Raw genomic sequence first — 22,972 nt, 5'->3', positions numbered from 1 at the left:
GAATTACCCGTTGAGACGTTGACCACATACTAAGCGGTTGTTAACTTGCCCGGACTGCATCGCCGCAGCAGCGCCGAGCGAAGGGCATCCAGATGGCCGACAGTGCTCCGAACGCCCCTGAAACCTCCGCCGAACCGACGATCACCGTGTCCCAGCGCAGGAGGGCCGCGACCGCGGCGGCGCTCGCGTCGTCGGTCGAGTGGTACGACTACTTCGTCTTCGGGATCGCGGCCGCCTTGGTCTTCGGGAAGACCTTCTTCCCCACCACCAACGCGGCGGCCGGCGTCCTCGCCTCGTTCGCGACCTTCGCGGTGGGCTTCCTCGCCCGACCGCTCGGCGGGATCATCGCGGGCAGCATCGGCGACAAACACGGCCGGAAACCCGTGCTGGTACTGGCGATCGCGCTGATGGGCGCGGCGACCACGCTGATCGGAGTGCTCCCCACCTACGACACGATCGGCATCGCCGCGCCGATCCTCCTGGTGCTGCTGCGGCTCGTGCAGGGGGTCGCCGTCGGCGCCCAGTGGGGTGGCGCGATGCTGCTCGCCACCGAGTACGCGCCGCCTGGCAAACGCGGCCTCTACGGCAGCCTGGTCCAGCTCGGCGTCCCGATCGGCGTGGTGCTGGCGAACACGGTCTTCCTGATCGCCGCGCAGGTCGCGCCGCCGTCCGACTTCCTCACCTGGGCCTGGCGGATCCCGTTCCTGGTCGGCATCCTCGTGCTCGGGCTGGCCTGGTACATGCACGTCAAGATCGACGAAACGCCGGAATACCGCCGTGCCGAAGCGAAACTCACCGCCGAGGAACGCGGCCGCGCCAAGTCGCCGCTGCGCGACGTCCTACGCGATCACAAGGGCACGGTGCTGCTGGCCGGCGGCTCGTTCATGGTCAACACGGCCACCTTCTACATCCTGCTCAACGGCGTCCTCGACTACGCCACCCGCCATCTGGGGATGTCGAGGACCACCGTGCTCGTCGCGACCCTGCTGATCAGCACGCTGCAGCTGGCGATCATCCCGTTGTCGGCGAAGCTGTCCGACCGCATCGGCAGGCTCAAGATCTACACCTTCGGCGCGGCGGGGGTCGCGCTCTGGGCGATCCCGATGTTCCTGCTGATCGACACGGCTTCGCTGCCGCTGTTCGTGGTCGCCTCGTTCGTCGGATCGCTGTTCCTCGGCATCATGTACGGCCCGCAGGCGGCGCTGTTCGCCGAACTGTTCACCGCCGAGATGCGCTACACCGGCGCCTCGCTCGGCTACCAGATCAGCGCGGTCGTCGGCGGCGGGCTCGCGCCGTTCATCATGGTGCTGCTGCTGGAATCCACCGGGACCTCGATGTCGGTTTCGCTCTACATCATCGTGCTGGCCCTGATCTCACTCGGCTCGATCGGCCTGCTGGCCAAACGCGCCAAGCGCGCCGCACAGTCCACTTCGGACTCACTCGACGGCACGCGTGAAGCGGTCGGCGACCAGCCGTAGCCGCTCCTTGACCTCGTCCGGCGCCTCCTCCACCACGAAGTCGACCTCCCACTGGGCGAGGTAGAACGGCACCACGGATAGGTTGTTGGATCCGACGCTGACGCGGCAGGTGTGCTCGTCGATGGCCTCGATCGTCCCGACGGTCGGTGGCACGTTCGCGGCGAGCGCCTCCGCCGAGGCGTTCACCCGCAGCACCATCTGATGCGGATACGGCGACGACGAGATCCCGCGGGAGACGTAGGCCGCGAGATCCTCGGCGGGCGGTTCCCTCGGCGTGAAGCGGAAACCGGTGTCGGGGACGCCGTCGATGCGGTCGACCCGGAAGGTCCGCCAGTCGTCGCGGTCGACGTCGAACGCGACGAGGTACCACCGGCGCCCGGTGTGCACCAGGCGCAGCGGCTCGACGCGCCGCTCGCTGACCTCGCCGTGGTAGCCGCTGTAACCGAACCGGAGCCGCTGTTGGTCGCGGCACGCGGTCGCGATGACCGTCAGCGTCCCCGCGTCGATGATCGGGCCGGCGCCACCGAGCGGGATCATCGCGGTGTTCAGGGCGGCCACCTGGTGCCGCAGCCGGGCGGGCAGCACCTGCTCCAGTTTCGCGAGCGCGCGCACCGAGGTCTCCTCGATGCCCGACACCGTCCCGTTCGCGGCCGTGCGGAGCCCGACGGCGACCGCGACGGCCTCCTCGTCGTCCAGCAGCAGCGGCGGCAGCGCGGCCCCCGCACCGAGCCGGTAGCCGCCCGCGACGCCGGGAGTGGCGTGCACCGGGTAGCCCAGCTCCCGCAGCCTCTCGACGTCGCGCCGGACCGTGCGGACGTCCACCCGCAGCCTGTCGGCCAGGTCGGCGCCCGGCCAGTCGCGCCGCGCCTGGAGCAGGGAGAGCAGCCTCAGCAGCCGTGCCGACGTGCCCGTGGTCATCGGTTCGCTCGCTTCATGAGGCGAGTGTGGCAGAGATCGAGGACAGGTTCCGTCCGCATTGTCCTGGTGAGCGCTAACCTCGTGAGTGGCTACAACGGTTCTAACCGTCGTAGCCACTCACGAGTCCGTAAGGTGAGCCCCGTGATCGATCCCGCGCAGCTGCTGTCCGTCGCCCGTGAAGAGGCCGAGCTCGGCAAGGCCGAGGGCGGGGTCCCGATCGGCGCCGCGCTCTTCGACACCGCCGGCGTCCTGCTCGGCCGCGGCCACAACCGCCGGGTCCAGGACGGCGACCCGTCGATGCACGCCGAGACCTCCGCGTTCCGGAACGCGGGCAGGCGGCCGCACTACCGGGACACGATCATGGTCACCACCCTCTCCCCCTGCTGGTACTGCAGCGGGCTGGTGCGCCAGTTCGGCATCGGCCGCGTGATCATCGGCGAAGCCACCACGTTCGAGGGCGGGCACGGCTGGCTCGAGGAGAACGGCGTCGAGATCACCTTGCTCGACGACCCGGCGTGCACCGCGCTGATGACCGAGTTCATCCAGGATCATCCGGAGCTGTGGTTCGAGGACATCGGGGTCCCGACCGAGAGCTAGATGCGTTCACCCGGGTGCAGTGCGTGGTCGATGGCGTTCTTGAGATCGACCGCCGAAGCAGACCCGGTGGAGTGCCAAGCGATATAGCCATCGGGGCGGATGAGCACGGCACCGCGCCCGTAGTGTTGCGACCAGCCATCGGCGTTTTCGGCGCGGTGGGCGCGTACCGGCACCGTTCGAGCCGCGTCCATCCACTCAGGACTGTCGCAGAGCAGGACGAAATCGCCGACGCACAGGTCGTGCAGGGCGGTATCGCCGAGCCAGAGATGCGGCGCCCTCCTGCCGACACTCGCGCGCGGGCCGTGCCCGGAGTCGAACACCGGACCGGAGCCGTAACCGGCGCCGTAACCGGCGCCGAGGGTTTGGGCGCGCACGTCTGTTTCTTCCGGTTCGGGCGCGCCGCTGTACCTGGCCTGCTGGTGGGCCACGATCATGGGCGCCAGGGTTTCGGCCAGTGGCCGGCGTTCGGCATCGTAGGTGTCCAGTAGGTCGTCACCGGCCCGGCCGCCCAGGACGGCGGCGAGCTTCCACGCGAGGTTGTGCGCGTCCTGTACGCCGGTGTTCGCGCCGAGCGCGCCCGCGGGTGGCCACACGTGGGCGCTGTCCCCGACCAGGAACACCCGCCCGGCGCGATATCTCTCCGCGACGCCGACGCTTTGCTCCCAGGCGGCGACCCCTTCGATATCGACATCGACGTCCTTGCCCACGGCCGCGTGGACGAGCCGTACACACCGCTCACGCGTGAAGTCGGCACTGGACTCTGACGTGGGGTCGTAGCCGACGGACGCCTGCCAGCGATCCGGGTCGGCGGTGCTGACCAGCCCGCCGAAGAACCCGTCCGGGTTGGCGATCATCCAGAAAAGGGCCCGGCGAGGAAGGAATTCGGACAGGTTCGCGCGGAACACGATGTTCATGGAGTGCTGGAACGTCATCTCGCCGGTACGAGCGATACCCAGCCGCTGCCGGATCGGGCTCCGGTTGCCGTCGGCGGCCACCAAGTAGGCGGCCCGCACGACCTGCCGATGACCGGTGTCGCGGTCTTCGATCGTCGCCCGCACCCCCTCGCCGTCGGTGTCGAAGTCGACCAGTTCGGTGTTGAACAGGTGCTCGGCTCCTGCCCTCCAGGCGGCGTCGATCAGGATCGGCTCGACCGTGTTCTGATCGGCCATGCAGAACACGCCGGCGGTCACCTCGGGCCAGGCCCGCGACTCCTCGGCGTCGAAGATCCATTCCCATTCGCCCGCGAGCGAGGTGCAGCGGGCGACCCCCGATTCGGCGTCGAACGGCGCGCCTGCCCGCTCGATCGCGTCGGCGACCCCGTAGGCGCGGTAGATCTCCATCGTCCGCTGGTTGATCCCCCGTGCCCTGCCGTGGATCGACACCCCCGCGTGCCGGTCCACCAGCAGGGACGGGATGCCCTGCCTGGCCAGGAAGAGCGAACTGGTGAGGCCGGCGAGGCCACCACCGACTATCAGGACGGGCACGGTTTTCACGGCTGTTCTTTCTCCTGTCGAGCGTCGAACTCCGCGGCGGCCTGCCGCAAGGATTCTTCGGACCACGTGAGGGATCCGGTGTGCAGATCGGCGACGAAGGCGCGGAGCCAGCGCTGCTCGGTGACCAGCAACGCGTGCCGGTATTCCTCCTCCACCAGGAAGATCCGGGCCACACCGGCGGAGCCGCCGAGCACGGGCGCGATCTCGGCGAGCCGCGCGTCGACAGCGGCCAGCCGCGTCTGGAGCTGCTCCGCCGCTTCTTCCGGGGTCAGCATCATCAGGAAGGACAGGCCGACCGGAAACTCCGGGAACTCGTTCCCGGTCGTGGCGAGCATGTCCTTGACCCACGCCTTCGCGGTCACCAACCCGGCGTCGGTGATGCCGTAGACCGTGCGTTCCGGATGCCCCTCGACCCGGTCGACCCTGATCAGCTCCAGCTTCAGCAGCCGCTCGATCGCCTGATACACGCTCGCGCGCTGGCGGACGTTGACGACACGGTCCTTGCCGTAGTCCTTGATCAGCTTCTGGATCCGGTAGGCGTGCATCGGCTCCCCCGAGAGGATGCCGAGCACCGTCAGACCCAGCGCGGAACGTTTGTCGGTCGCACTCATAGTCATGACATTACTAGTCATGTCATGACTATGCAATGCGGCCGCGTAAGTACGGCAGCCCCGCGCGTGAGGACCGCGAACAGGACAGTGGCTAAGCCGATTCCTCGGTCTCGAAAACGACGGTCCGGTTGCGCCCGGCCCCCTTCGCCGCACGCAGCGCCTGATCCGCCGCACCGACGAGCCTGTCGAGCGTCTCACCGCCGGCGGGATGCGACGAGACCCCGATCGAGACGGTCGCCCCGGCGAACGTCCCACCCAGTGAGACGAAGGTCGAGGCGATCCGCAGCCGGATCCGCTCGGCGATCGCGTGCGCGTCGAACCGGGTCGTACCGGGCAGCAGGACGACGAACTCCTCGCCGCCGAACCGGCCGACGAGGTCCGCCGCACGGACCTCCGCGCGCAAAGTGTCCGCCACCGCGCGAAGGACGTCGTCCCCGACGCTCCTGCCGTGCCGGTCGTTGAGCCGGGCGAAGTGGTCGAGGTCAAGCAGCAGCAGCGAAAGATCGGCGCCACGGCCGCGAAGCAGATCGAACTGGGTGCGCGCACCGTCCAACCAGGACGACGCGGTGAGCAGTCCGGTGCCGGAGTCCGTCCCCGCGTGGCCGCGCAGGGCGCGCATCGTCCCCGCCCGGTGCAGCACCACGAGTGCCCCGGCGAGTACCACGGTCACGAACGGCCAATCCACCGCCGACCACGCGAGCAGCAAGCCGAACGCGACCATCGCCGCGTCGAAGGCGAATCCCGACGGTTCCGCCCCGAATTCGGCCGCCGGCGCGGCCAAAGCGGCGTCGACGGACAAGAACACCAGCCCGGTCGCGAAAACCAGGGCGAAACTCTCGAAATCCCTTGTCCCGTCGGCGAACGGCGGGGCGCCCAGTAACAGAGGAATAAGCGAGGCCCCCAGTGCCGACAGCATGGTGGCGGAAGCCGCGAACACCTGGCGATGCGGGATTCCGCGCCGGATCCGGAACCAGCGGTACCCCGCGGACGCGACGACGAGCATGGCGGCCAATCCCGGTGGCAGCAGCAGCGCGCCCGCGAAGATCCAGGCCGCGTCCAGCCCGGCACCGAGGCGGGTGTCGGCACGGGACCGCTCAACGGAACGCGAAAGCTCCGAGCTGAGGATCATTCCCGCCAGCAGAGCGGAAAACGGAAGCAGTGACGACGGCGCGGGCGGCCGCAGCACGAAGAGGTAGGCAGTGGCGGCGAAAGCGGCGGCGTCGACGAGGAGCAGGTACCCGATCAGGCCCCGCCTGGGTAGTTCCCACAGGCTCCAGGACCCCAGTAGCCGACGCGGCACGGCGAGCCGGTCTCTCCGGCCGCGGCTTCCGGTCACCATCAGGGAGTCCCCCACCATTTCGGCAAACTAGCCGGTAATCGCGGTGCTGTCGATCCTCTTTCCGGGTCATGACCCCCCTACTAAGGTCGGTCCTTTCGGCGCGGAATTCCGGTGAATTCTTGACAGTCCTCAATGGTCTAGTCCACCGTGAGGGAGCACACAGTGACCTCCCGGTTGATACGCCGCGTCAAGACGGAGGTGCTCCACACCTGCGCGCATCGGCGCGCGTACCAGTTGGAGGACCTATGAAATCCCTACGACGCTGGGCAACACTGGCCACCACCGTCGGCGCCGCTCTCGCCACGGCCGTCGGCCTCGCCCCCGTCGCCTCGGCGGCCCCGGACGCGGTGCTCGCCTCGCCCTATCTATACCAGTGGTCGGGACAGACGGACCCGATCGCGGCGATGAACGCCACCGGGGTCAAGGCCTTCACCCTCGCGTTCATCCTCTCCGACGGCGGCTGCAACCCGAAATGGGACGGCAGCCGCTCACTCACCGGCTCCGACGCCACGATGATCAACAACATCCGGGCCAAGGGCGGCGACGTCATCCCGTCGTTCGGCGGCTGGTCCGGCACGAAGCTCGGCACGAAGTGCACGACACCCGCCGCCCTCGCCGGCGCCTACCAGAAGGTGATCGACGCCTACAAACTCAAGGCGATCGACCTCGACATCGAGAACACCGACGAATTCGAGAACAACACCGTCCAGGACCGGATCCTGAACGCCATCAAGATCACGAAGCAGAAGAACCCCGGCCTGCGCGTGGTCATCACCATCCCGACCGAGGTCGGCGGCCCCAACGCGACCGGAAAACGGCTGATCAACCAGTCGAAGGTACTCGGCGCGGGCGTCGACGCGTGGTCGGTCATGCCGTTCGACTTCTCCAGCGGCGGTGACATGGCGGGCAAGACCCGCAGTGCCGTGGACGGACTGAAGAACGTCGTGAAATCCACCTTCGGCCTGAGCGACGACGCGGCCTACCGGCGCAGCGGACTCTCGTCGATGAACGGGAAGACGGACGTGGCGGGCGAGACCGTCAGCGTCGCCGACTTCCGCGCGATCCGCGACTACGCGGCGAGCAAACATCTCGCCCGGCTGTCGTTCTGGGCCGTGAACCGCGACTGCAACAACTGCGCGGGAATCTCGCAGGGCAAGTACGACTACACGAAGATCGTGGCGGGTTACACCGGCTGACTTCCGTTCCCCACCGGTGTCAGCGTTCCGTGAAGGCCTCCTTCGCAACGGCGGAGGGCCGTGAAAGTGGCGGTGAGGCGTCGGTACAGGTGGTCGTGAGTGGCAAGTGTCGTTCTAACCCCACTTGCCACTCACGACCAACCCGACCCACTCGGTACCGCCGCGCCACCCCCTTGCGGGTACGTGAAGGCCCCCTTCATTGCGCTAGGCGCAATGAAGGGGGCCTTCACGTACTTGGCCGCGAACAACCGCAGCCAAAACCAGTAGCCACCTCAGCGCCCACAGTCCGGCGCCGTATTCAACGGCCGTCCCCGCGACCACACCAGGTCGACCGGATGCACCGAACCGTCCGGGTCGATGGACAGGATCGGCAACGCCTTGTCGAGCTGGTTCCCCGTCGTCTGGTCGAACGCGACGAACCCGGTGGCGCCGGGCACCGACGAGTTGCAGTCGATGCTGCGCACCATGTTCGCCATCGAGACCGGATCCGCCGACACGTTCCGCATCGCGGCCTCGACCGCCGCCGCGACAGCGTCGTGTTCGATCATCGCGGCGCCGTCCCACAGTTCCCGTTTGGGGAAACCGTGGGTGCCGGTGAATTCGGCGATGAAGTTGTCGTGGTTCTTCTTGTACGTCGGATGCGCCGGATCGCCGGTGAACATATCCCACTGGTCGGGATAGGCGAGTGCCGTGTAGCGGAGCCGGACACTGATGTCCTTGTTCAGTTCCAAGGGTTTCCCGGCGAGGGTGCTCGCGTCGTCCCCGGTCATCACGGTCACCGAATCGACTCCCTCGCAAGCGCCGTCGTCCGCCAGCGCCGCCACGAGAGCGCCGAGATCGAGGCCACGGCCGGCGAAGTAGATCAGATCGGGTCTCGCACCGCAGATGTCGTTGTGCCAGCTTCTGAACAGGCCCCGGAGATAAGCCTCGCGCGACTTGTCGGCGAGCGGTTTGACGTCGTAGGTCTTCGTGAAGATGACCGGGACCTTCGACGAGTTCAGGAAGGCCTCGGCGAGCGTGGTCGCGTAGGTGTCCTCCTTGCTGACTCCCTGGATCATCATCACGCGCTGGAAGCCATGCGTGGCGATGTACCCGGCGGCGGCGCGGGCCTCGTCGGTGTTGGTCGGGCCCACGCGGAAGAAGTTCTCGATCCGCGCGCCTTTCGGGTCGATGTTCATGTTGTCCGCGGTGACGGTCGCGCCGATCGTGGCGATGCCGTGCCGGGACAGCTCGGCCACCAAAGCCCGGCTGTTCTCCGAGCTGGTGCCGACGTCGGTGACCGCCGCGATGCGCTGGGCGGCGGCCGCGGCGATGATCTCGTCGGCGACGACGCGCCAGTGGTCGGCGTTGCTCCCGTAGTTCGCCAGCAGCAGTTTGATCCCCGGGGGCCCGTTCTTCGGCCAGGCGCCGGTGATCGCCCCCTGGACCTCACGCTGCACGAACAGGAACGGCTGGCTGTCGACCTTCGGATCGGGGGCAAGGTTCTCCAGCACCACGATGGTCTTGAAGTCGGCGCCCGCCTTTTCGTTGCGGGCCTTGACGAGCTTCTCCAGCTGGCCGAGCGGATCGTCGTCCCGCACCGGACCGGAGTCGAGGTTCAACCCGACACAGACGTACGACGAGCCGACCGACTCCTTGTTCGCGCTCACCGAGTGCAGGCCGGCCCCGCAGGACTCCCACGGTCTGAGCCCCACCAGCGCGGCACCGGCCAGCAGGACCACGACCGCGATCAGCAGCGCTCGATGACGGCGTGCCCAGCCGCGGGGCCGCACCGGCGGGCCCGTCGCCGCGTGTTCACGGGCCTCGGACATACGGGTTCTCAACGCATCGAGCCAGGACATGACGAGGTTCCGTTCAGGTTCAGGGGAATTCGCCGCGACGGGCGAGTTCTTTGGCCGACACGAGCGCGCCGACGTCGGGCTGGTGCGAGGTGGTGGCCAGCGCGGCGAAGGCGTTCGCGATCACCTGGTGCTGGACAGGGCCGCGGACCGCGAAGGGGTTGGCGGTCAGCCAGCCCGCCGCGACGAGCCGGGCGACGTTGTTCCGGATCTCGGAGCGGTCGGCGGGACGGCGCGCGTTGTCCAGGTTCACCAGTTCGTCGTACAGCTCCGCGTGGTCCCGCTCGGGTGGCAGATCGTCCGGCGCGTTCAGGACCAGCTCGAGCTTCGCGACCCACTCCGCGTGCGGGATCCGGTTGAACTCCCGCTCGAAGAAGGTGACCACCTCGCCGATGTCGCCCAGCGCGAGGTTGCAGTAGGCCAGGCGCACCGGGTCCTGCGCGGTGTCCGGGTCGTCGCGCAGGGCCTTGAACTGGTCGGTGTAGGTCGGCCCGTCCCCGTCGCCGCGCCGGGCCAGCGCGGACACCAGGTTCGCGGCGATCCACGGGTGCAGGGCCGCCTGGTCCTCGGTCGTGCCCGCCGAATTCCTCGCCGTCACCCACAACGAGGTGCGCAGCTCGGTCAGGATCCGCCCGACGTGCGGCTGGTCGATCCGGCTCTGCGCGGCGTCCGGGATCAGCCAGGGCGCGGTCGCGAACGGGGCCGCGGTCACGAAGTCGTCGAGGTGGACGTCGTCGAGGTGCTCGGTCAACCCGAGCTCGGCCAGCCTGCGATAGCAGGGATCCTGCTCGCCGCCGGGATCGGTGGTGAGCAGATCGCGGTCACCCTCGCGCACGAGGCTCGCCCGCAACCGCACCGCGAGCTGCTCGACCGCCGACGGCAACCCGCCTGTCGCCCGGTGCGCGAGCGTGACCTGCGGGGAACCCACTCCGGAATCGAGGATCCGCGCGATCCGCCCGCTCGGCTGGGGTGAGATCCGGACGGGGTAGTAGGGCGAATCGAGCGCGCCGTAGCCCGGGTTCGCCCAGTCTTCATACGAGGCCTCGTCGCAGTCCGCCATCGGCCGGACGGTCCGCGGGGCGCCGGACGCGGGTTTCCATGGCGCCAGCCAGGCGGTTCCCCAGTCGTCGTGCCAGCGCCCGCTGGTCGCGATGACCAGCAGCGCGTCGTGGGCGTCGCGGTCGTTCGGATGCTGCACGGCGTACCGTTCCCGCGCGGCGACGAGGTCGGCGAGGAACTCCGTTCCGCCCGCGTGGTCCACGTCGTCGAGCACGATCACCCAGTTGTGCCAGTGCCTGCGCTGCTGCGAGATGTCGCAGGCGCAGGGGCTCTTCTCCTCCGGCTTGGCCAGCCGCGGATGGTTCTCCCGGACATCGCCGAGGAACGCCGCCATCAGCCATTCGGTGACGGCCTTCGCGTCACGGGCGCTGCCGTGCGCGAGCCGGTTCAGTTCGAGCAGCGCGTCGAACGGGGATCTTCCCTCGGCGTTGGGGAAGTCGGCCAGCGACCGCAAAGCCTTGCCGAGCCTGGGCCGGATGTTGCGGACCAGATGCGGGAACGTCTGGCGGAACAAATCCGCGTACGGGGGTTCGACGAGACCTGTCGCCTTCGCCGTCTCGGTCAGCGTGTCGAGCGCTTTGTCCAGCGCCGGCGTCCAGATGATTCCGTGGAAACTGCCGATCAAGGACTTCAGTTGGCCCAGGTCTTCGTCACGATTTCGCCCGGACAGCTCCGCCTGGACTGCGATCAACGCGATGGTGAAACGCACGAACTGCGGTTTCGGTCGATTTCGCCATTTACTCGACAGTCCGTAGGCCAGTTTCGTGAGCACGTCGATCGTGCCCGCTCTGCCGCCCTGCCCGAAATCGAATCCGGCGTGCACGACACCCCAGCCCAGGTCGCGACGGATCGCTTCCAAGGCCGTGGTCTTCCCCGAACCCACCGGTCCGAGCAGCAACGTCACCGGCTGCTGGCGGGACGGATTCCCCGTCTCGCGGTTGATCAGCATTCTCCGGGCGAGCTGCACCGCGGGAGAATGTCGGTCCACACTCATTTTTCCTGTTCAGCCCCTAGCTGTGCTCCGGGAGGGAAAGGGAGAGAGTGCGAACTATCGTAGGTAACCGGCCGAAGCCAGGACACAGGAAAAATGACACCAGACACGAAAGGACGAAATCCGGCGAGAATCGTAATTATCGTTCGACGGCGAGCGACACCGCCACTCACCCGATCGGCGCTATCCGCCCCATTGCGGCTGACGACCGCCGCCCCGATAACCACCGGGATATCCGCCGCCGTAGTACCAGTCGTAGTACCAGTCGTGGTCGTGGTGACCGGCACGCGGATCCTGCCGCGCCTCGGGAGCGGGCGTCGGAGTGGGGGACGGCGTCTCCGAGCCGTGCATCGACGCGGTCATCGGCGGCGGGGGCGCGACACTGCCGCCCGACGGCCCCGACGGGACGGGTGGGGGCACCGCGTCGTCCGGGACCTCGATCGCCTGCGGGGCGATGGTCAGCGACGGCGGCGGGAGCGGCATCCCCGGGATGACCTCGGCCGAGTCAGCCGGGGTGAGCAGCACGGCCAGCAGCCCGCCGACGACGACACCGCCCGCCGAGAGCGCCGAAATCCGCCGGAACCTGCCCTTGCCGGGAAGGACGGCGATCGGCGCCCGGTGCTTCGGCCCGCGTGGTCCCCGGCGACGGGGCGCCGCACCGGCGGCCCGCATCAATTCGCTCAGGGCGTCCCCACCGGCCTCGCGGCGAGCCGTCCGTGCCATCGGCACCTCCCAAACCCCGGTCCGCCGATCGACGCGGCGGCCTCAACCCGGGGAGGATCCTAGGAACGCGGGAGGCGCTTGTAAACGGCCGTCGTCCACAGCGGACAGACGGTGCGGCGAAAGGTCAGGCCGCTGCGGTGACCGCGATCGCGGCTTCGCCCGCTTCGGTCAGCTCGGCGGGCACCCGGCCGGTGACCGCGGAGAGCCCGGTGGACTCGGCGGGGCGAATGTAGCCGCCGTGAGCGAGGGCGTGCGCGGTCATCTGGTCGCAACAGGCGAACCCGTCGATGAAGAGGTCCGGCTCGCAGCTGCACGACATCTGGGCTCGGCGGGCCGCGACCGCTCGCAACATCGCCATGGCTCGATGGGACAACTCGACCTCTGAACCGGACACCGGACCGCACCTTTCGATCAGCCACCTGAACCGGCAGCACTTACACCGTGTTATCGGCCGCTGCTCCATCAGTGTTAACAAGATCTCAGACGTTCTCGGGATTATCCAGGTTCCGTTCGATCTTCTGGCTTTTCGCCAGTGCCAGGGTGGGCTCCAAAACGCCTGCCCACTGGGCGATGATCTGTTTGCGGCGCTTGGTGTCGTCGGTCAGCAGATTGGCGAGGCCCAGGCCGCGGGCAAGATCGAGAGTGGCCTGGACCAGCTCACGGACGCCCTGGTGGGATTCGTCGACGCCGAGGAGTTCGACGGTCACCCGGTGTGCTTCCCTGCCGACCCGCGCCTCCAGCGGCACCAGGGTGGCGCGCAGCCCCTCGTCGGTCGACGCTGCGACCCACAGGTGGAGCGCGGCGCGGAACATCGGCCCGCTGTAGAGGTTGAGCACCATGTCGACCGCCCGCTCGATCCGCGACCGCCCGGACGGCAGTTCCGCCGCGCGGGCGCGCAGCTCCACGATCTGGATCTCGCCGACGTGCTCGACCGCGGCCGCGACCAGGTCCTCCCTGGTCGGGAAGTGGTGCTGGGCGGCACCGCGCGAGACCCCGGCGCGTTCGGCGATGACCGCGACCGTGGTCCCGTTCCAGCCCAGCTCCCCGATCGTCTCGACGGCGGCCTCGACCAGCCGCCGCCGGGTCGTGCGGCTGCGCTCCTGTTGCGGTTCGCGGATCATGGCCTTGATTCTGGGGTACGGCCTTCGACCCAGAAATCGAGCTGCAGGTCTTCCTCCCGCCCGCCGACGCGGTACTTCGCGAAGTCCGTGACGCCCTCGGCGGCCAGCACCTCGTCGTCGAGGTAGAAATTCCCCGACGCCTCGGTGCTCGGTTTGGTGAGGATCGCGTGCGCGGCGTCCGCCATGATCTCCGGCGTCCGCGACTTCGCCGCGAGTTCGGCGCCGACGACGTTGCGGATGGCGGCGGTGTCGATCGTGGTGCGCGGCCACAGCGAGTTCGCCGCGATCCCGTACTGCCGCAGTTCCGCGGCGAGCCCGACGGTCACCAGGCTCATCGAGTACTTCGCGATGCTGTACGCGAGATGCCCGGCCTGGAACCACTTCTCGTCGAGGCTGATCGGCGGCGAAAGCGTCAGGATGTGCCCGTTGTCCGCCAGTTTCAGATACGGGATGGCGAGTTTCGACAGCAGGAACGACCCTCGCGCGTTGATGTCCTGCATCAGGTCGTAGCGCTTCATGCTGACCGCTTCGGTCTGCGTCAGGTCGATCGCGCTGGCGTTGTTGAGCACGATGTCGATACCGCCGAACTGCTCGGCGGTCCGCGCGATAGCGGCCTCGACCGACGTGTCGTCGCGGACGTCGCCGACGATCGGCAGCGCCTGCCCGCCGGCGTCCTCGATCGCCTTGGCCGCGGTGTAGACCGTTCCCGGCAGCTTCGGGTGCGGCTCGGCGGTTTTGGCCAGCAGCGCGATGTTCGCCCCGTCGCGGGCGGCGCGGACCGCGATGGCCTCGCCGATCCCGCGGCTGCCGCCGGAGATGATGATCGTCTTGCCGTGGAGCGTGCTCATGCGTCCGCCTCTCAGTAGGACCGGGGCAGGCCGAGGCTGTGCTGGCCGACGAAGTTGAGCACCATCTCGCGGCTCACCGGCGCGATCCGGCCCAGCCGGACGGCCGCGACCAGCGTGCCCAGCCCGTATTCGCTGGCAAGGCCGTTGCCGCCGTGGGTCTGCACGGCCTGGTCGACGGCGCGGATCGCGACCTCGGCGGCCGCGTACTTCGCCATGTTCGCCGACTCGCCCGCGCCGAAGTCGTCGCCGGAGTCGTAGAGCGACGCCGCCTTCTGCGTCATGAGCTTGGCCAGTTCCAGCTCGATCTTGATCTCGGCCAGCGGATGCGCGAGCCCCTGGTGGGTACCGATCGGCGCGCCCCACACCTTGCGCTCGTTGGCGTAGGCCACGGCCTTCCTCTGCACGTACCGGGCGATGCCGAGCGAGAACGACGCGCCCATGATGCGCTCGGGGTTGAGCCCGGCGAACAACTGCGCGATCGCCGCATCCTCCTCGCCGACCAGCGCGTCGGCGGGCAGGTGGACGTCGTCGAGGAACAGGCCGAACTGCTTCTCCGGCGAGACGATGTCCATGTCGATCTGCTTGTACTCGAAGCCGGGCGCGTCGGTCGGGACGATGAACAGCGCGGGCTTGAGCTTGCCGGTCTTGGAGTCCTCGGTACGGCCGACGACCAGGACCGCGTCCGCCTCGTCGACGCCGGAGATGTAGACCTTCCGTCCACTGAGGACCCAATCACCGCCGTCGCGTTTCGCGGTGGTGGTGATCTTGTGCGAGTTCGACCCGGCGTCGGGCTCGGTGATCGCGAAGACCATCCGCCTGCTGCCGTCGGCGATGCCGGGCAGCCAGCGCTTCTTCTGCTCGTCGGTGCCGAACCGCGAGATGACCGTGCCGCAGATCGCCGGCGAGACGACCATGAGCAGCAGCGGGCAGCCCGCCGCGGCGAGTTCTTCGAGCACCGCGGCGAGATCCGCGATCCCCGCTCCCCCGCCGCCGTACTCCTCGGGCAGGTTCACGCCGAGGTAGCCCAGCCGTCCGGCCTCGGCCCACAGTTCTTCGGTCTTGAGCCCTGCGCGGGCCTGCTTGCTGTAGTACTCGTGCCCGTACTTCTTGCCGAGTTCGGCGACCGCCGCCCGCAGCGCGGCGCGCTCCTCGGGCTCGGTGAAGTTCATCGCGTTCATTCGTCGTCTCCTACCACCGCGAGGATCGTGCCCACTTCGACCTGCTGTCCGACCACCACCGGGAGTTCGGTCACGACGCCGTCGGCGGGCGCCGCGATCCGGTGTTCCATCTTCATCGCTTCCAGCCACAGCAGCGGATCACCGGCCTTGACGGTGTCACCGGCCTCGACCGCGAGCCGGACGACCGTGCCCGGCATCGGCGCCACGAGCGAACCGGCGGCGAGCGCCGCGTCGGGATCCGGGTACCTCGGCACCACGTCCAGTTCGACGGTGCCGTCCGGCGAATCGACATACACCGCGTCGCCGTACCGGGCGACAGCGAACTTCCGCCGCACCCCGGAAACCTCCAGGACCACGCTGCCGCTTTCCGCGGAAACCAGCTCGACGCCTTCGAAACCGTCGGCGCGCAAGCCGTCACGGGTGAGCGTGTAGACGACCTCGATCTCGTCTTCTCCCTGACGAAAACGTTTGCGCTGCCCTTGCGAGCGCACATTTCGCCAGCCGCTCGGCAGTCGTCCCTGCACCTGGGCGCCCGTACGGTTCACCGCGGCGCCCGCCAGCGCGGCGGCCAGCGCGGAAATCCGTACAGTGTCCACAGTGGCCAGTGGCTTCGCCAGGGTTTCGAGCCCGTGCCGGTCGAAGAACGCCGTGTCGGTCTCGCCCGCGAGGAAGGCCTCGTGGCGCAGGATGTTCACCAGCAGGTCGCGGTTGGTCACCACGCCGTGGATCTCCGCGCCGGCCAGCGCTCCGGCCAAGGCCCGCGCCGCGCCGTGGCGATCCGGGGCGAAGGCGATGACCTTGGCGAGCATCGGGTCGTAGTGCACGCCGACGGTCTGGCCGCTGACGAAACCGGAGTCGAGCCGGACGCCCGGGCCCACTTCGAATTCCCGTTGCGCGGCGGGAAGCTCGAAACGGTGCAAGGTGCCGCTCTGCGGCTGCCAGCCCGCGGCCGGGTCTTCGGCGTAGAGCCGGACCTCGATCGCGTGGCCCCGCGTCTCCGGCTCGTCGATCGGCAGGTGCTCGCCCTCGGCGATCCGCAATTGCAGCGAGACGAGGTCCAGTCCTGTCGTGGCCTCGGTGACCGGGTGCTCCACCTGGAGCCGGGTGTTCATCTCCAGGAAGTAGAACCGTCCGTCCGGACCGGCGAGGAACTCGACCGTCCCGGCACCGACGTAGTCGATCGCCTGCGTGGCCTTGCGCGCGGCGTCGAACAGCGCTTCCCGCATGGCGTCGTCGACGAACGGCGACGGCGCCTCCTCGACGACCTTCTGGTGACGGCGCTGGATCGAGCACTCCCGCTCACCCACCGCCCACACCGTGCCGTGGGTGTCGGCGAGCACCTGGACCTCGATATGCCGTCCGGTCTCCAGGTACCGCTCACAGAACACTGTCGGGTCGCCGAACGCCGACGCGGCTTCCGCGCTCGCTCCTTCGACTGCCTCGGCGAGTTCGCCGAGCGAGCGCACGACGCGCATCCCGCGTCCACCACCACCGGCGGACGCCTTGACCAGCAAGGGAAGGTCGGCTTCGGTGACCTCGGCCGGGTCCAATTCGGACAGGATCGGGACACCGGCGTCGGCCATCATCCGCTTGGACTCGACCTTGGAACCCATGCTCTCGATGGCTTCCGGCGGCGGGCCGACCCAGGTGAGCCCGGCGTCGATCACGGCGCGCGCGAACGCGGCGTTCTCGGACAGGAAGCCGTAACCGGGGTGGATCGCGTCGGCGCCGGTCTCGACGGCCGCCTTGATCAGCAGTTCGGCCCGCAGGTAGGTGTCGGACGGCGCGTTGCCCGGCAGCCGGACGGCGACGTCCGCTTCGGCGGTGTGCGGCGCGTCGGCGTCCGCGTCGGAGAACACCGCGACCGTGCCGATCCCGGCGTCGCGGCAGGTGCGGAACACGCGGCGGGCGATCTCACCGCGGTTGGCGACCAGGAGTTTCTCGATCATGCCGCTCACATCCTGAAGACGCCGAAGCCCTCGGCGCCCTTCACTGGTCCATTGTGGATCACGGACAGGCTGAGCCCGAGCACCGTGCGGGTGTCGCGGGGATCGATGATCCCGTCGTCGTAAAGCATCCCGGAGAGGAACATCGGCATCGACTCCAGCTCGATCTGCCCCTCCACCATGGCGCGCATGGCGGCGTCGTGCTCTTCGTTGTAGTCCTGCCCTCGCGACGCGGCGGCGGCGCGAGCCACGATGGACAGCACGCCCGCCAGCTGCTGCGGCCCCATGACCGCGGATTTCGCGCTGGGCCAGGCGAACAGGAAACGCGGATCGTAGGCACGGCCGCACATGCCGTAGTGCCCGGCGCCGTACGAAGCACCCATCAGCACCGACAGATGCGGCACCTTCGAGTTCGACACGGCGTTGATCATCATCGCGCCGTGCTTGATGATGCCGCTCTGCTCGTACTCCTTGCCGACCATGTAGCCGGTGGTGTTGTGCAGGAAGACCAGCGGCGTGTCGATCTGGTTGGCCAGCTGGATGAACTGCGCCGCCTTCTGTGATTCCTCACCGAAGAGCACGCCCTGCGCGTTGGCGAGGATGCCGACCGGGTAGCCGTGGATGTTCGCCCAGCCGGTGGCGAGACTGCTGCCGTACAAGGGTTTGAACTCGTCGAAGTCCGAACCGTCGGCGACCCTGGCGATCACCTCGCGCGGGTCGAACGGCACCTTGAGATCGGTGGGCACGATGCCGAGCAGATCTTCGGCGGAGTACAGCGGCTCGGCGTAGTCCGGCTTCGGCGTCGGCCCCTGCTTGGTCCAGTTGAGCCGCTTGATGATGCTGCGGCCGAGCCGGATCGCGTCCTCTTCGTCCGCCGCGAGGTAGTCGGCGAGGCCCGAGGTGCGGGCGTGCATTTCGGCGCCGCCGAGCGATTCGTCGTCGGACTCCTCACCGGTGGCCATCTTGACCAGCGGCGGCCCGCCGAGGAAGACCTTCGCGCGTTCCTTGACCATCACGACGTAGTCCGACATGCCGGGAAGGTACGCGCCGCCCGCTGTCGAGTTGCCGAACACCAGCGCGATCGTGGGCACCTTCGCCGCCGAAGACCGCGTGATGTCGCGGAAGATCCGGCCGCCGGGGATGAAGATCTCCTTCTGCGTCGGCAGATCCGCACCGCCGGACTCGACGAGGTTGATCACCGGCAGGCGGTTCTGCGCGGCGATGTCCGCGGCGCGATAGCTCTTCTTGGCCGTCCACGGGTTGCTCGCTCCGCCTTTGACCGTGGGGTCGCTCGCCGAGATCATGCACTCGACACCCTCGACCACGCCGATCCCGGTGATCACGCTGGCGCCGACCTGGTAGTCCGAACCCCAGGCCGCCAGCGGCGACAGTTCCAGGAACGGAGAGTCCTCGTCGAGGAGGAGTTCGATCCGCTCGCGGGCGAGCAGCTTGCCGCGTTTGCGATGCCGGGTGACGTACTTCTCGCCGCCGCCCGCGATCGCCTTGGCGTGCTCGCCGTCGATCTCGGCCAGCTTGCCGAGCATGGACTCGCGGTTGGCCGCGAAGTCTTCACTCCGTTCGTCCACAGTGGACCTGATCGTGCTCATGCGGTGTATCCCAATCGCTTCGCGGCCAAGCCGGTGAGGATCTCGTTGGTGCCGCCGCCGATGCCGAGGATGCGCACGTCACGGTAGTGACGCTCCACTTCGGACTCCCGCATGTAGCCGAGTCCACCGTGCAGCTGCACGGCCTCGTTGACCACCCATTCGGCGGTCTCGACGGCGGTGTTCTTCGCGAAACAGGCTTCGGCGATGACCTCTTCGCCCGCGACGTGCCGCTGGGCGACCTGCCGGGTGTACGCGCGGGCGACGTCGATCTTCCGCGTCATCTCGGTGAGCTTGTGCTGGACCAGCTGCCGGGAGATCAACGGGCGGCCGAAGGTCTCGCGCAGACGGCACCAGTCGAGCGTCAGGTCGAGCGCTCGCTGGGCGTGCGCGTAACCCTGCACCGCCAGCGAGACCCGCTCGGTGACGAACTGGGTGGCGACCTGCGCGAAACCGCTGTTCTCGGCACCGATCAGGTTCTCCGCGGGCACCCGGACGTCCACATAGGACAGCTCGGCGGTGTCCGAGCAGAGCCAGCCCATCTTTTCCAGCTTGCGGGAGACGCTGAAACCCGGCGTGCCGCGTTCGACCACGATCAGCGAGATGCCGTGCGCGCCGGATTCGCCGGTGCGCACGACGGTGGTCACGAAGTCGGCGCGGCAGCCTGAGGTGATGAAGGTCTTGGCACCGTTGATGACGTACTCGTCGCCCTCGCGGACCGCCGTGGTGCGGATCCCGGCGACGTCCGAGCCGCCATCGGGTTCGGTGACCGCGAGCGAGCCGATCTTGGCGCCTTCCAGCGCCGGCCGGACCCAGCGTTCGATCTGCACCGGATCGCCGGCCGCCGCGATGTGCGGGACGGCGATGCCGCAGGTGAACAGCGAGGCGAAGAGCCCGCCGGAACCGCCCGCGTAGTGCAGTTCCTCGGCGATGACGACGGCGTCGAGGTAGTCGCCGCCCCCGCCACCGACCTCCTCGGGGAAGCCGACGCCGAGCAGCCCGAGTTCCCCGGCCTTGCGGTGCAGGTCGCGCGGCAGCTCGCCGTCACGCTCCCAGTCTTCGAGGTACGGCAGGATCTCGGTTTCGGCGAACCGCCGGACGGTTTTGCGCAGCTCGACGCGTTCCGGCGTGGAGAAGGGGTCGGTCACAGGAGAGCCTCCGGGATGTCGATCTCGCGCGAGCGCAGCCATTCCCCGACCGCCTTGGCCTGCGGGTCGAACCGCGCCTGCGACGCGACACCCTCGCCGAGGATGCCTTCGACGACGAAGTTGAGCGCCCGCAGGTTCGGCAGAAGATGCCGCCGGACTTCGAGGTCCGCGGTCTCCGGGAGCAGCAGTTTGAACTCGGTGACGGTGAGCCGGTGCGCGAGCCAGCGCCACGCCTCGTCCGAACGCGCCCAGACACCGACGTTCGCGTTGCCGCCCTTGTCCCCGCTGCGCGCGCCGATCACCTTGCCGAGCGGTGCCCTGCGGACCTCGGTCTGCGTGAACGGGGCGGGCAGCTGCTCATCGTCCACATCGGACAGAGGCAGCGTTTCGGCGGCGGGCGCGATGTCGCGACGCGTTCCGTCCGGCAGTACGGCGACGTGCGGAACCTCTTGCGCGTCAACGTAAGCGGCCCGGTAGACGCCGTAGGGCGACGCCGCCGCGGGTGGCGCGGTGACGTGGAAGCCGGGGTAGCTCGCCAAGGCGAGTTCGATCGCCGCACCACTGAACGCGCGTCCGGCGACCTCCGGATCGGCGTCCTTCACCGCCACGTGCAGCAACGCGCTCGCCTGCTGCTCGGTTTCGGCGTCGGGCCGGTCGGTGCGGGCCAGCGTCCACTGGACGTCGGCGGGCGGGCGGGCCTTGAGCGCGCCTTCGAGTTGTTCCTTGACCAGCGCGGCTTTCGCTTCGACGTCGAGTCCGGTGAGGACGAACGTCGTCTCGTTGCGGAAACCGCCGAGGCCGTTCAGACAGACCTTGAGCGTCGGCGGCGGGGGTTCACCGGTGACGCCGCTGATGCGGACGCGGTCCGGGCCGTCCTCGGCCAGGGTCAGCGTGTCGAACCGCGTGGTGACGTCCGGCCCGGCGTAACGAGCGCCAGTGATTTCGTAAAGCAGTTGTGCCGTAACGGTTCCGGCGTTCACGATGCCGCCGGTACCGGGATGTTTGGTGATCACGCTGGAGCCGTCGGCGGAGATCTCGGCGATCGGGAAGCCGGGGACGCCGATCTCGTGCTCGGTGAAGAAGGCGTAGTTGCCGCCGGTGGCCTGCGTGCCGCATTCGATCACGTGCCCGGCCGCGACCGCGCCGGCCAGCGCGTCGTAGTCGTCGCGGGCCCAGCCGAAGTGCGCGGCGGCGGGTCCGACGATCACCGAAGCGTCGGTGACGCGGCCGGTCACCACGATGTCGGCGCCCGCGTTCAGGCAGTCCGCGATCCCCCACGCGCCGAGGTAGGCGTTGGCGGTCAGCGTCTTGCCGAAGCCGAGCTCTTCCGCGCGCTGGAGGAGGTCGTCGCCCTCGACGTGCGCGATGGCGACGTCGACACCGAGTTTCGCGGCCAGTTCGCGGAGCGCGTCGGCGAGCCCGGCGGGGTTGAGCCCACCGGCGTTGGCGACGATCTTGACGCCCTTTTCCTTGGCCAGTGCGAGGTTCGCCTCCATCTGGCGGAGGAACGTCTTGGCGTAGCCGCGGTTCGGGTCCTTCATCCTGTCGCGGCCGAGGATGAGCATGGTCAGCTCGGCCAGGTAGTCGCCGGTCAGCACGTCGAGCGGGCCGCCGGTGAGCATCTCGCGGACGGCGGAGAACCGGTCGCCGTAGAACCCGGACGCGTTGCCGATCCTGATGTGCGCGGTCACGCGAACTGCCCCGGCTGCCGCCCCGCGCCGGGAGGCCCGGCGAACGCCTGGGCGATGCCGAGCCATTCCTCGACGTCGGCGCCGGTGGCGACCAGGTCGGTGTCTTCGGGGTGGCGGCGCTGGGTGATGACGAGGCAGAAGTCGACCGCGCTCCCGGTGAGCCGCTGCCCGGCGTCCTCGGGCCCGAAAGCCCAGGTGGTGCCGTCCGGCGCGGCCAGCTCGACGCGGAACTCCTCGGCGGGCGGGGCGAGCGAGTTGAGCTTGTAGGCGAAGTCGCGGGTGCGGGTCCCGAACCGGGCGATATGCCAGATCCTGGCCGAGTTCTCACGCGGGACGCCGAGCGCGTCGAAGATGTCCTGGCCGTGCGCCCAGGTCTCCATGAGCCGCGCTGTCACCATGGACGCGGCGCTCATCGGGGGACCGTACCAGGGGATCTTCTGTCCGCTGGGGACCTCGTCGAGCGCCTTCGCCAGCTCCGCGCGGCCGGACCGCCATTCGGCCAGCAACTGCCGGGGCGGCGTCTTCGCGCCCTCGGCCGCGCCGTCGTCGACGTAGGTCTCCCCTGTCGCGAGGAGCCCTTCGATCTCGGCCTGCCATTCAGCCTCGGAGCCGCGCGCCGCGATCAGCGCCTTCTTGTCGGTCCAGGCCAGATGGGCGATCTGATGGGCGATCGTCCAGCCTTCGGCCGGGGTCCGCCGTGCCCAGTCCGACGCGGGCAGATCCGCCACCACGTCGTCGATGGCCTGCGATTCCGCCGCGAGATCCCCAAGGATCACGCCCAGGTCAGCCATGCCCGCCTCCTCGCGTCCTCCTCAGGCTCGCACCCTCCGCCAGAAAAATCAAGCACGCCTGATTGTTTTACTCGCCGACCGCTCTGCCCCGCACCAGCCCGCATCCAGAGAACCAAATGCCCGGGTTCAGCGTCGTGAGTGGCGATTCGGGTTATTGAGAGGTAAGGCAAAGGTGGCATGATCAGCCTTGGTCGCGAAGGAGCTTGCCGCCCGCTGAGTGTCCACAAGGGACGATTCTTGCGGCACAGTGTCCATCTGATGCCCATATGTCCAGTTTGCCCGAGGGGTGGGGGGGGGGGGGGGGGGGGGGGGGCTACACATGCCACCACAACCCCCACGCCCAAAAGCCCGCCAAAACCAAAAAAAGCGCCCGCCCGCCCAAAACCGGGGCCCCAGTCACAT

General features: G+C 68.7%; 19 protein-coding genes. 3 read left to right on the top strand and 16 right to left on the bottom strand.

Annotation, left to right across the window (positions count from 1 at the left end; translation table 11 throughout):
* The first annotated feature begins 92 nt into the window (after positions 1–92).
* Positions 93–1,478: an MFS transporter gene (locus ACZ6YV_RS16425; protein WP_465510360.1), complete on the top strand. Its 1,386-nt coding sequence runs from the start codon at positions 93–95 to the stop codon at positions 1,476–1,478.
* On the opposite strand, the gene ACZ6YV_RS16420 is transcribed toward ACZ6YV_RS16425, so the two are convergent.
* Positions 1,437–2,396 carry a helix-turn-helix transcriptional regulator gene (locus tag ACZ6YV_RS16420; RefSeq protein ID WP_465510359.1) on the bottom strand — a complete coding sequence of 320 codons (960 nt, stop codon included), beginning with the start codon at positions 2,394–2,396 and terminating at the stop codon, positions 1,437–1,439. The two genes, ACZ6YV_RS16425 and ACZ6YV_RS16420, sit on opposite strands and share 42 nt — an antisense overlap.
* A gap of 132 nt (positions 2,397–2,528) precedes the next feature.
* Between ACZ6YV_RS16420 and ACZ6YV_RS16415 the strand changes: the two genes are divergently transcribed.
* The gene (locus tag ACZ6YV_RS16415; RefSeq protein ID WP_465510358.1) at positions 2,529–2,993 is read left to right on the top strand and encodes a nucleoside deaminase; all 465 of its coding nucleotides are present in this window, start codon (positions 2,529–2,531) and stop codon (positions 2,991–2,993) included.
* On the opposite strand, the gene ACZ6YV_RS16410 is transcribed toward ACZ6YV_RS16415, so the two are convergent.
* The 3 genes from ACZ6YV_RS16410 to ACZ6YV_RS16400 all read right to left on the bottom strand — a co-directional run bounded on the left by ACZ6YV_RS16410 (position 2,990) and on the right by ACZ6YV_RS16400 (position 6,454).
* Positions 2,990–4,486, bottom strand: coding sequence for an FAD-dependent monooxygenase (locus tag ACZ6YV_RS16410; protein ID WP_465510357.1), 1,497 nt, complete (start codon positions 4,484–4,486; stop codon positions 2,990–2,992). The genes ACZ6YV_RS16415 and ACZ6YV_RS16410 overlap by 4 nt on opposite strands.
* The gene (locus ACZ6YV_RS16405) at positions 4,483–5,097 is read right to left on the bottom strand and encodes a PadR family transcriptional regulator (RefSeq protein ID WP_465510356.1); all 615 of its coding nucleotides are present in this window, start codon (positions 5,095–5,097) and stop codon (positions 4,483–4,485) included. Before ACZ6YV_RS16405 ends, ACZ6YV_RS16410 begins: the two co-directional genes overlap by 4 nt.
* Before the next feature lie 91 nt (positions 5,098–5,188).
* Positions 5,189–6,454: a GGDEF domain-containing protein gene (locus tag ACZ6YV_RS16400; RefSeq protein ID WP_465510355.1), complete on the bottom strand. Its 1,266-nt coding sequence runs from the start codon at positions 6,452–6,454 to the stop codon at positions 5,189–5,191.
* A gap of 227 nt (positions 6,455–6,681) precedes the next feature.
* Here ACZ6YV_RS16400 and ACZ6YV_RS16395 point away from each other — a divergent pair, with 227 nt between their 5' ends.
* Entirely contained in the window at positions 6,682–7,632 is a 951-nt protein-coding gene (locus ACZ6YV_RS16395; RefSeq protein WP_005152102.1) for a chitinase, read from the top strand.
* A gap of 272 nt (positions 7,633–7,904) precedes the next feature.
* Here ACZ6YV_RS16395 and ACZ6YV_RS16390 read toward each other — a convergent pair whose 3' ends face one another.
* The 12 genes from ACZ6YV_RS16390 to ACZ6YV_RS16335 form a co-directional block, all read right to left on the bottom strand.
* Positions 7,905–9,473 carry an amino acid ABC transporter substrate-binding protein gene (locus tag ACZ6YV_RS16390; protein ID WP_465510354.1) on the bottom strand — a complete coding sequence of 523 codons (1,569 nt, stop codon included), beginning with the start codon at positions 9,471–9,473 and terminating at the stop codon, positions 7,905–7,907.
* 19 nt (positions 9,474–9,492) lie between these two features.
* Positions 9,493–11,523 (bottom strand): hypothetical protein, encoded by a 2,031-nt coding sequence (locus ACZ6YV_RS16385; RefSeq protein WP_465510353.1) that lies wholly within the window; start codon positions 11,521–11,523, stop codon positions 9,493–9,495.
* Between the two features lie 180 nt (positions 11,524–11,703).
* Complete coding sequence (locus ACZ6YV_RS16380) at positions 11,704–12,243, bottom strand: hypothetical protein (protein ID WP_465510352.1); 540 nt, start codon at positions 12,241–12,243, stop codon at positions 11,704–11,706.
* Positions 12,244–12,367: 124 nt separating this feature from the next.
* Positions 12,368–12,637: a hypothetical protein gene (locus tag ACZ6YV_RS16375; RefSeq protein WP_101606846.1), complete on the bottom strand. Its 270-nt coding sequence runs from the start codon at positions 12,635–12,637 to the stop codon at positions 12,368–12,370.
* Positions 12,638–12,722: 85 nt separating this feature from the next.
* Positions 12,723–13,364 carry a TetR/AcrR family transcriptional regulator gene (locus tag ACZ6YV_RS16370; RefSeq protein WP_465510351.1) on the bottom strand — a complete coding sequence of 214 codons (642 nt, stop codon included), beginning with the start codon at positions 13,362–13,364 and terminating at the stop codon, positions 12,723–12,725.
* Entirely contained in the window at positions 13,361–14,212 is an 852-nt protein-coding gene (locus tag ACZ6YV_RS16365; protein WP_465510350.1) for an SDR family oxidoreductase, read from the bottom strand. Before ACZ6YV_RS16365 ends, ACZ6YV_RS16370 begins: the two co-directional genes overlap by 4 nt.
* Positions 14,213–14,223: 11 nt before the next feature.
* Complete coding sequence (locus ACZ6YV_RS16360; protein WP_465510349.1) at positions 14,224–15,390, bottom strand: acyl-CoA dehydrogenase family protein; 1,167 nt, start codon at positions 15,388–15,390, stop codon at positions 14,224–14,226.
* The gene (locus ACZ6YV_RS16355; RefSeq protein WP_465510348.1) at positions 15,387–17,339 is read right to left on the bottom strand and encodes an ATP-binding protein; all 1,953 of its coding nucleotides are present in this window, start codon (positions 17,337–17,339) and stop codon (positions 15,387–15,389) included. The genes ACZ6YV_RS16360 and ACZ6YV_RS16355 overlap by 4 nt, the downstream gene beginning before the upstream one ends.
* Positions 17,340–17,344: 5 nt before the next feature.
* Positions 17,345–18,943: an acyl-CoA carboxylase subunit beta gene (locus ACZ6YV_RS16350; RefSeq protein WP_465510347.1), complete on the bottom strand. Its 1,599-nt coding sequence runs from the start codon at positions 18,941–18,943 to the stop codon at positions 17,345–17,347.
* On the bottom strand, positions 18,940–20,088 hold the full coding sequence (locus ACZ6YV_RS16345; protein WP_465510346.1) for an acyl-CoA dehydrogenase family protein: 1,149 nt from the start codon (positions 20,086–20,088) through the stop codon (positions 18,940–18,942). Before ACZ6YV_RS16345 ends, ACZ6YV_RS16350 begins: the two co-directional genes overlap by 4 nt.
* Positions 20,085–21,779: an acyclic terpene utilization AtuA family protein gene (locus ACZ6YV_RS16340; protein ID WP_465510345.1), complete on the bottom strand. Its 1,695-nt coding sequence runs from the start codon at positions 21,777–21,779 to the stop codon at positions 20,085–20,087. Before ACZ6YV_RS16340 ends, ACZ6YV_RS16345 begins: the two co-directional genes overlap by 4 nt.
* Positions 21,776–22,570 (bottom strand): TIGR03084 family metal-binding protein, encoded by a 795-nt coding sequence (locus tag ACZ6YV_RS16335; protein ID WP_465510344.1) that lies wholly within the window; start codon positions 22,568–22,570, stop codon positions 21,776–21,778. The genes ACZ6YV_RS16340 and ACZ6YV_RS16335 overlap by 4 nt, the downstream gene beginning before the upstream one ends.
* Positions 22,571–22,972: the final 402 nt, after the last annotated feature.

It is taken from the genome of Amycolatopsis sp. NPDC102522, from assembly GCF_055584485.1.
The sequence above is the reverse complement of the archived record's forward strand: the minus strand, read 5'-3'. Positions and strand labels throughout refer to the sequence as shown.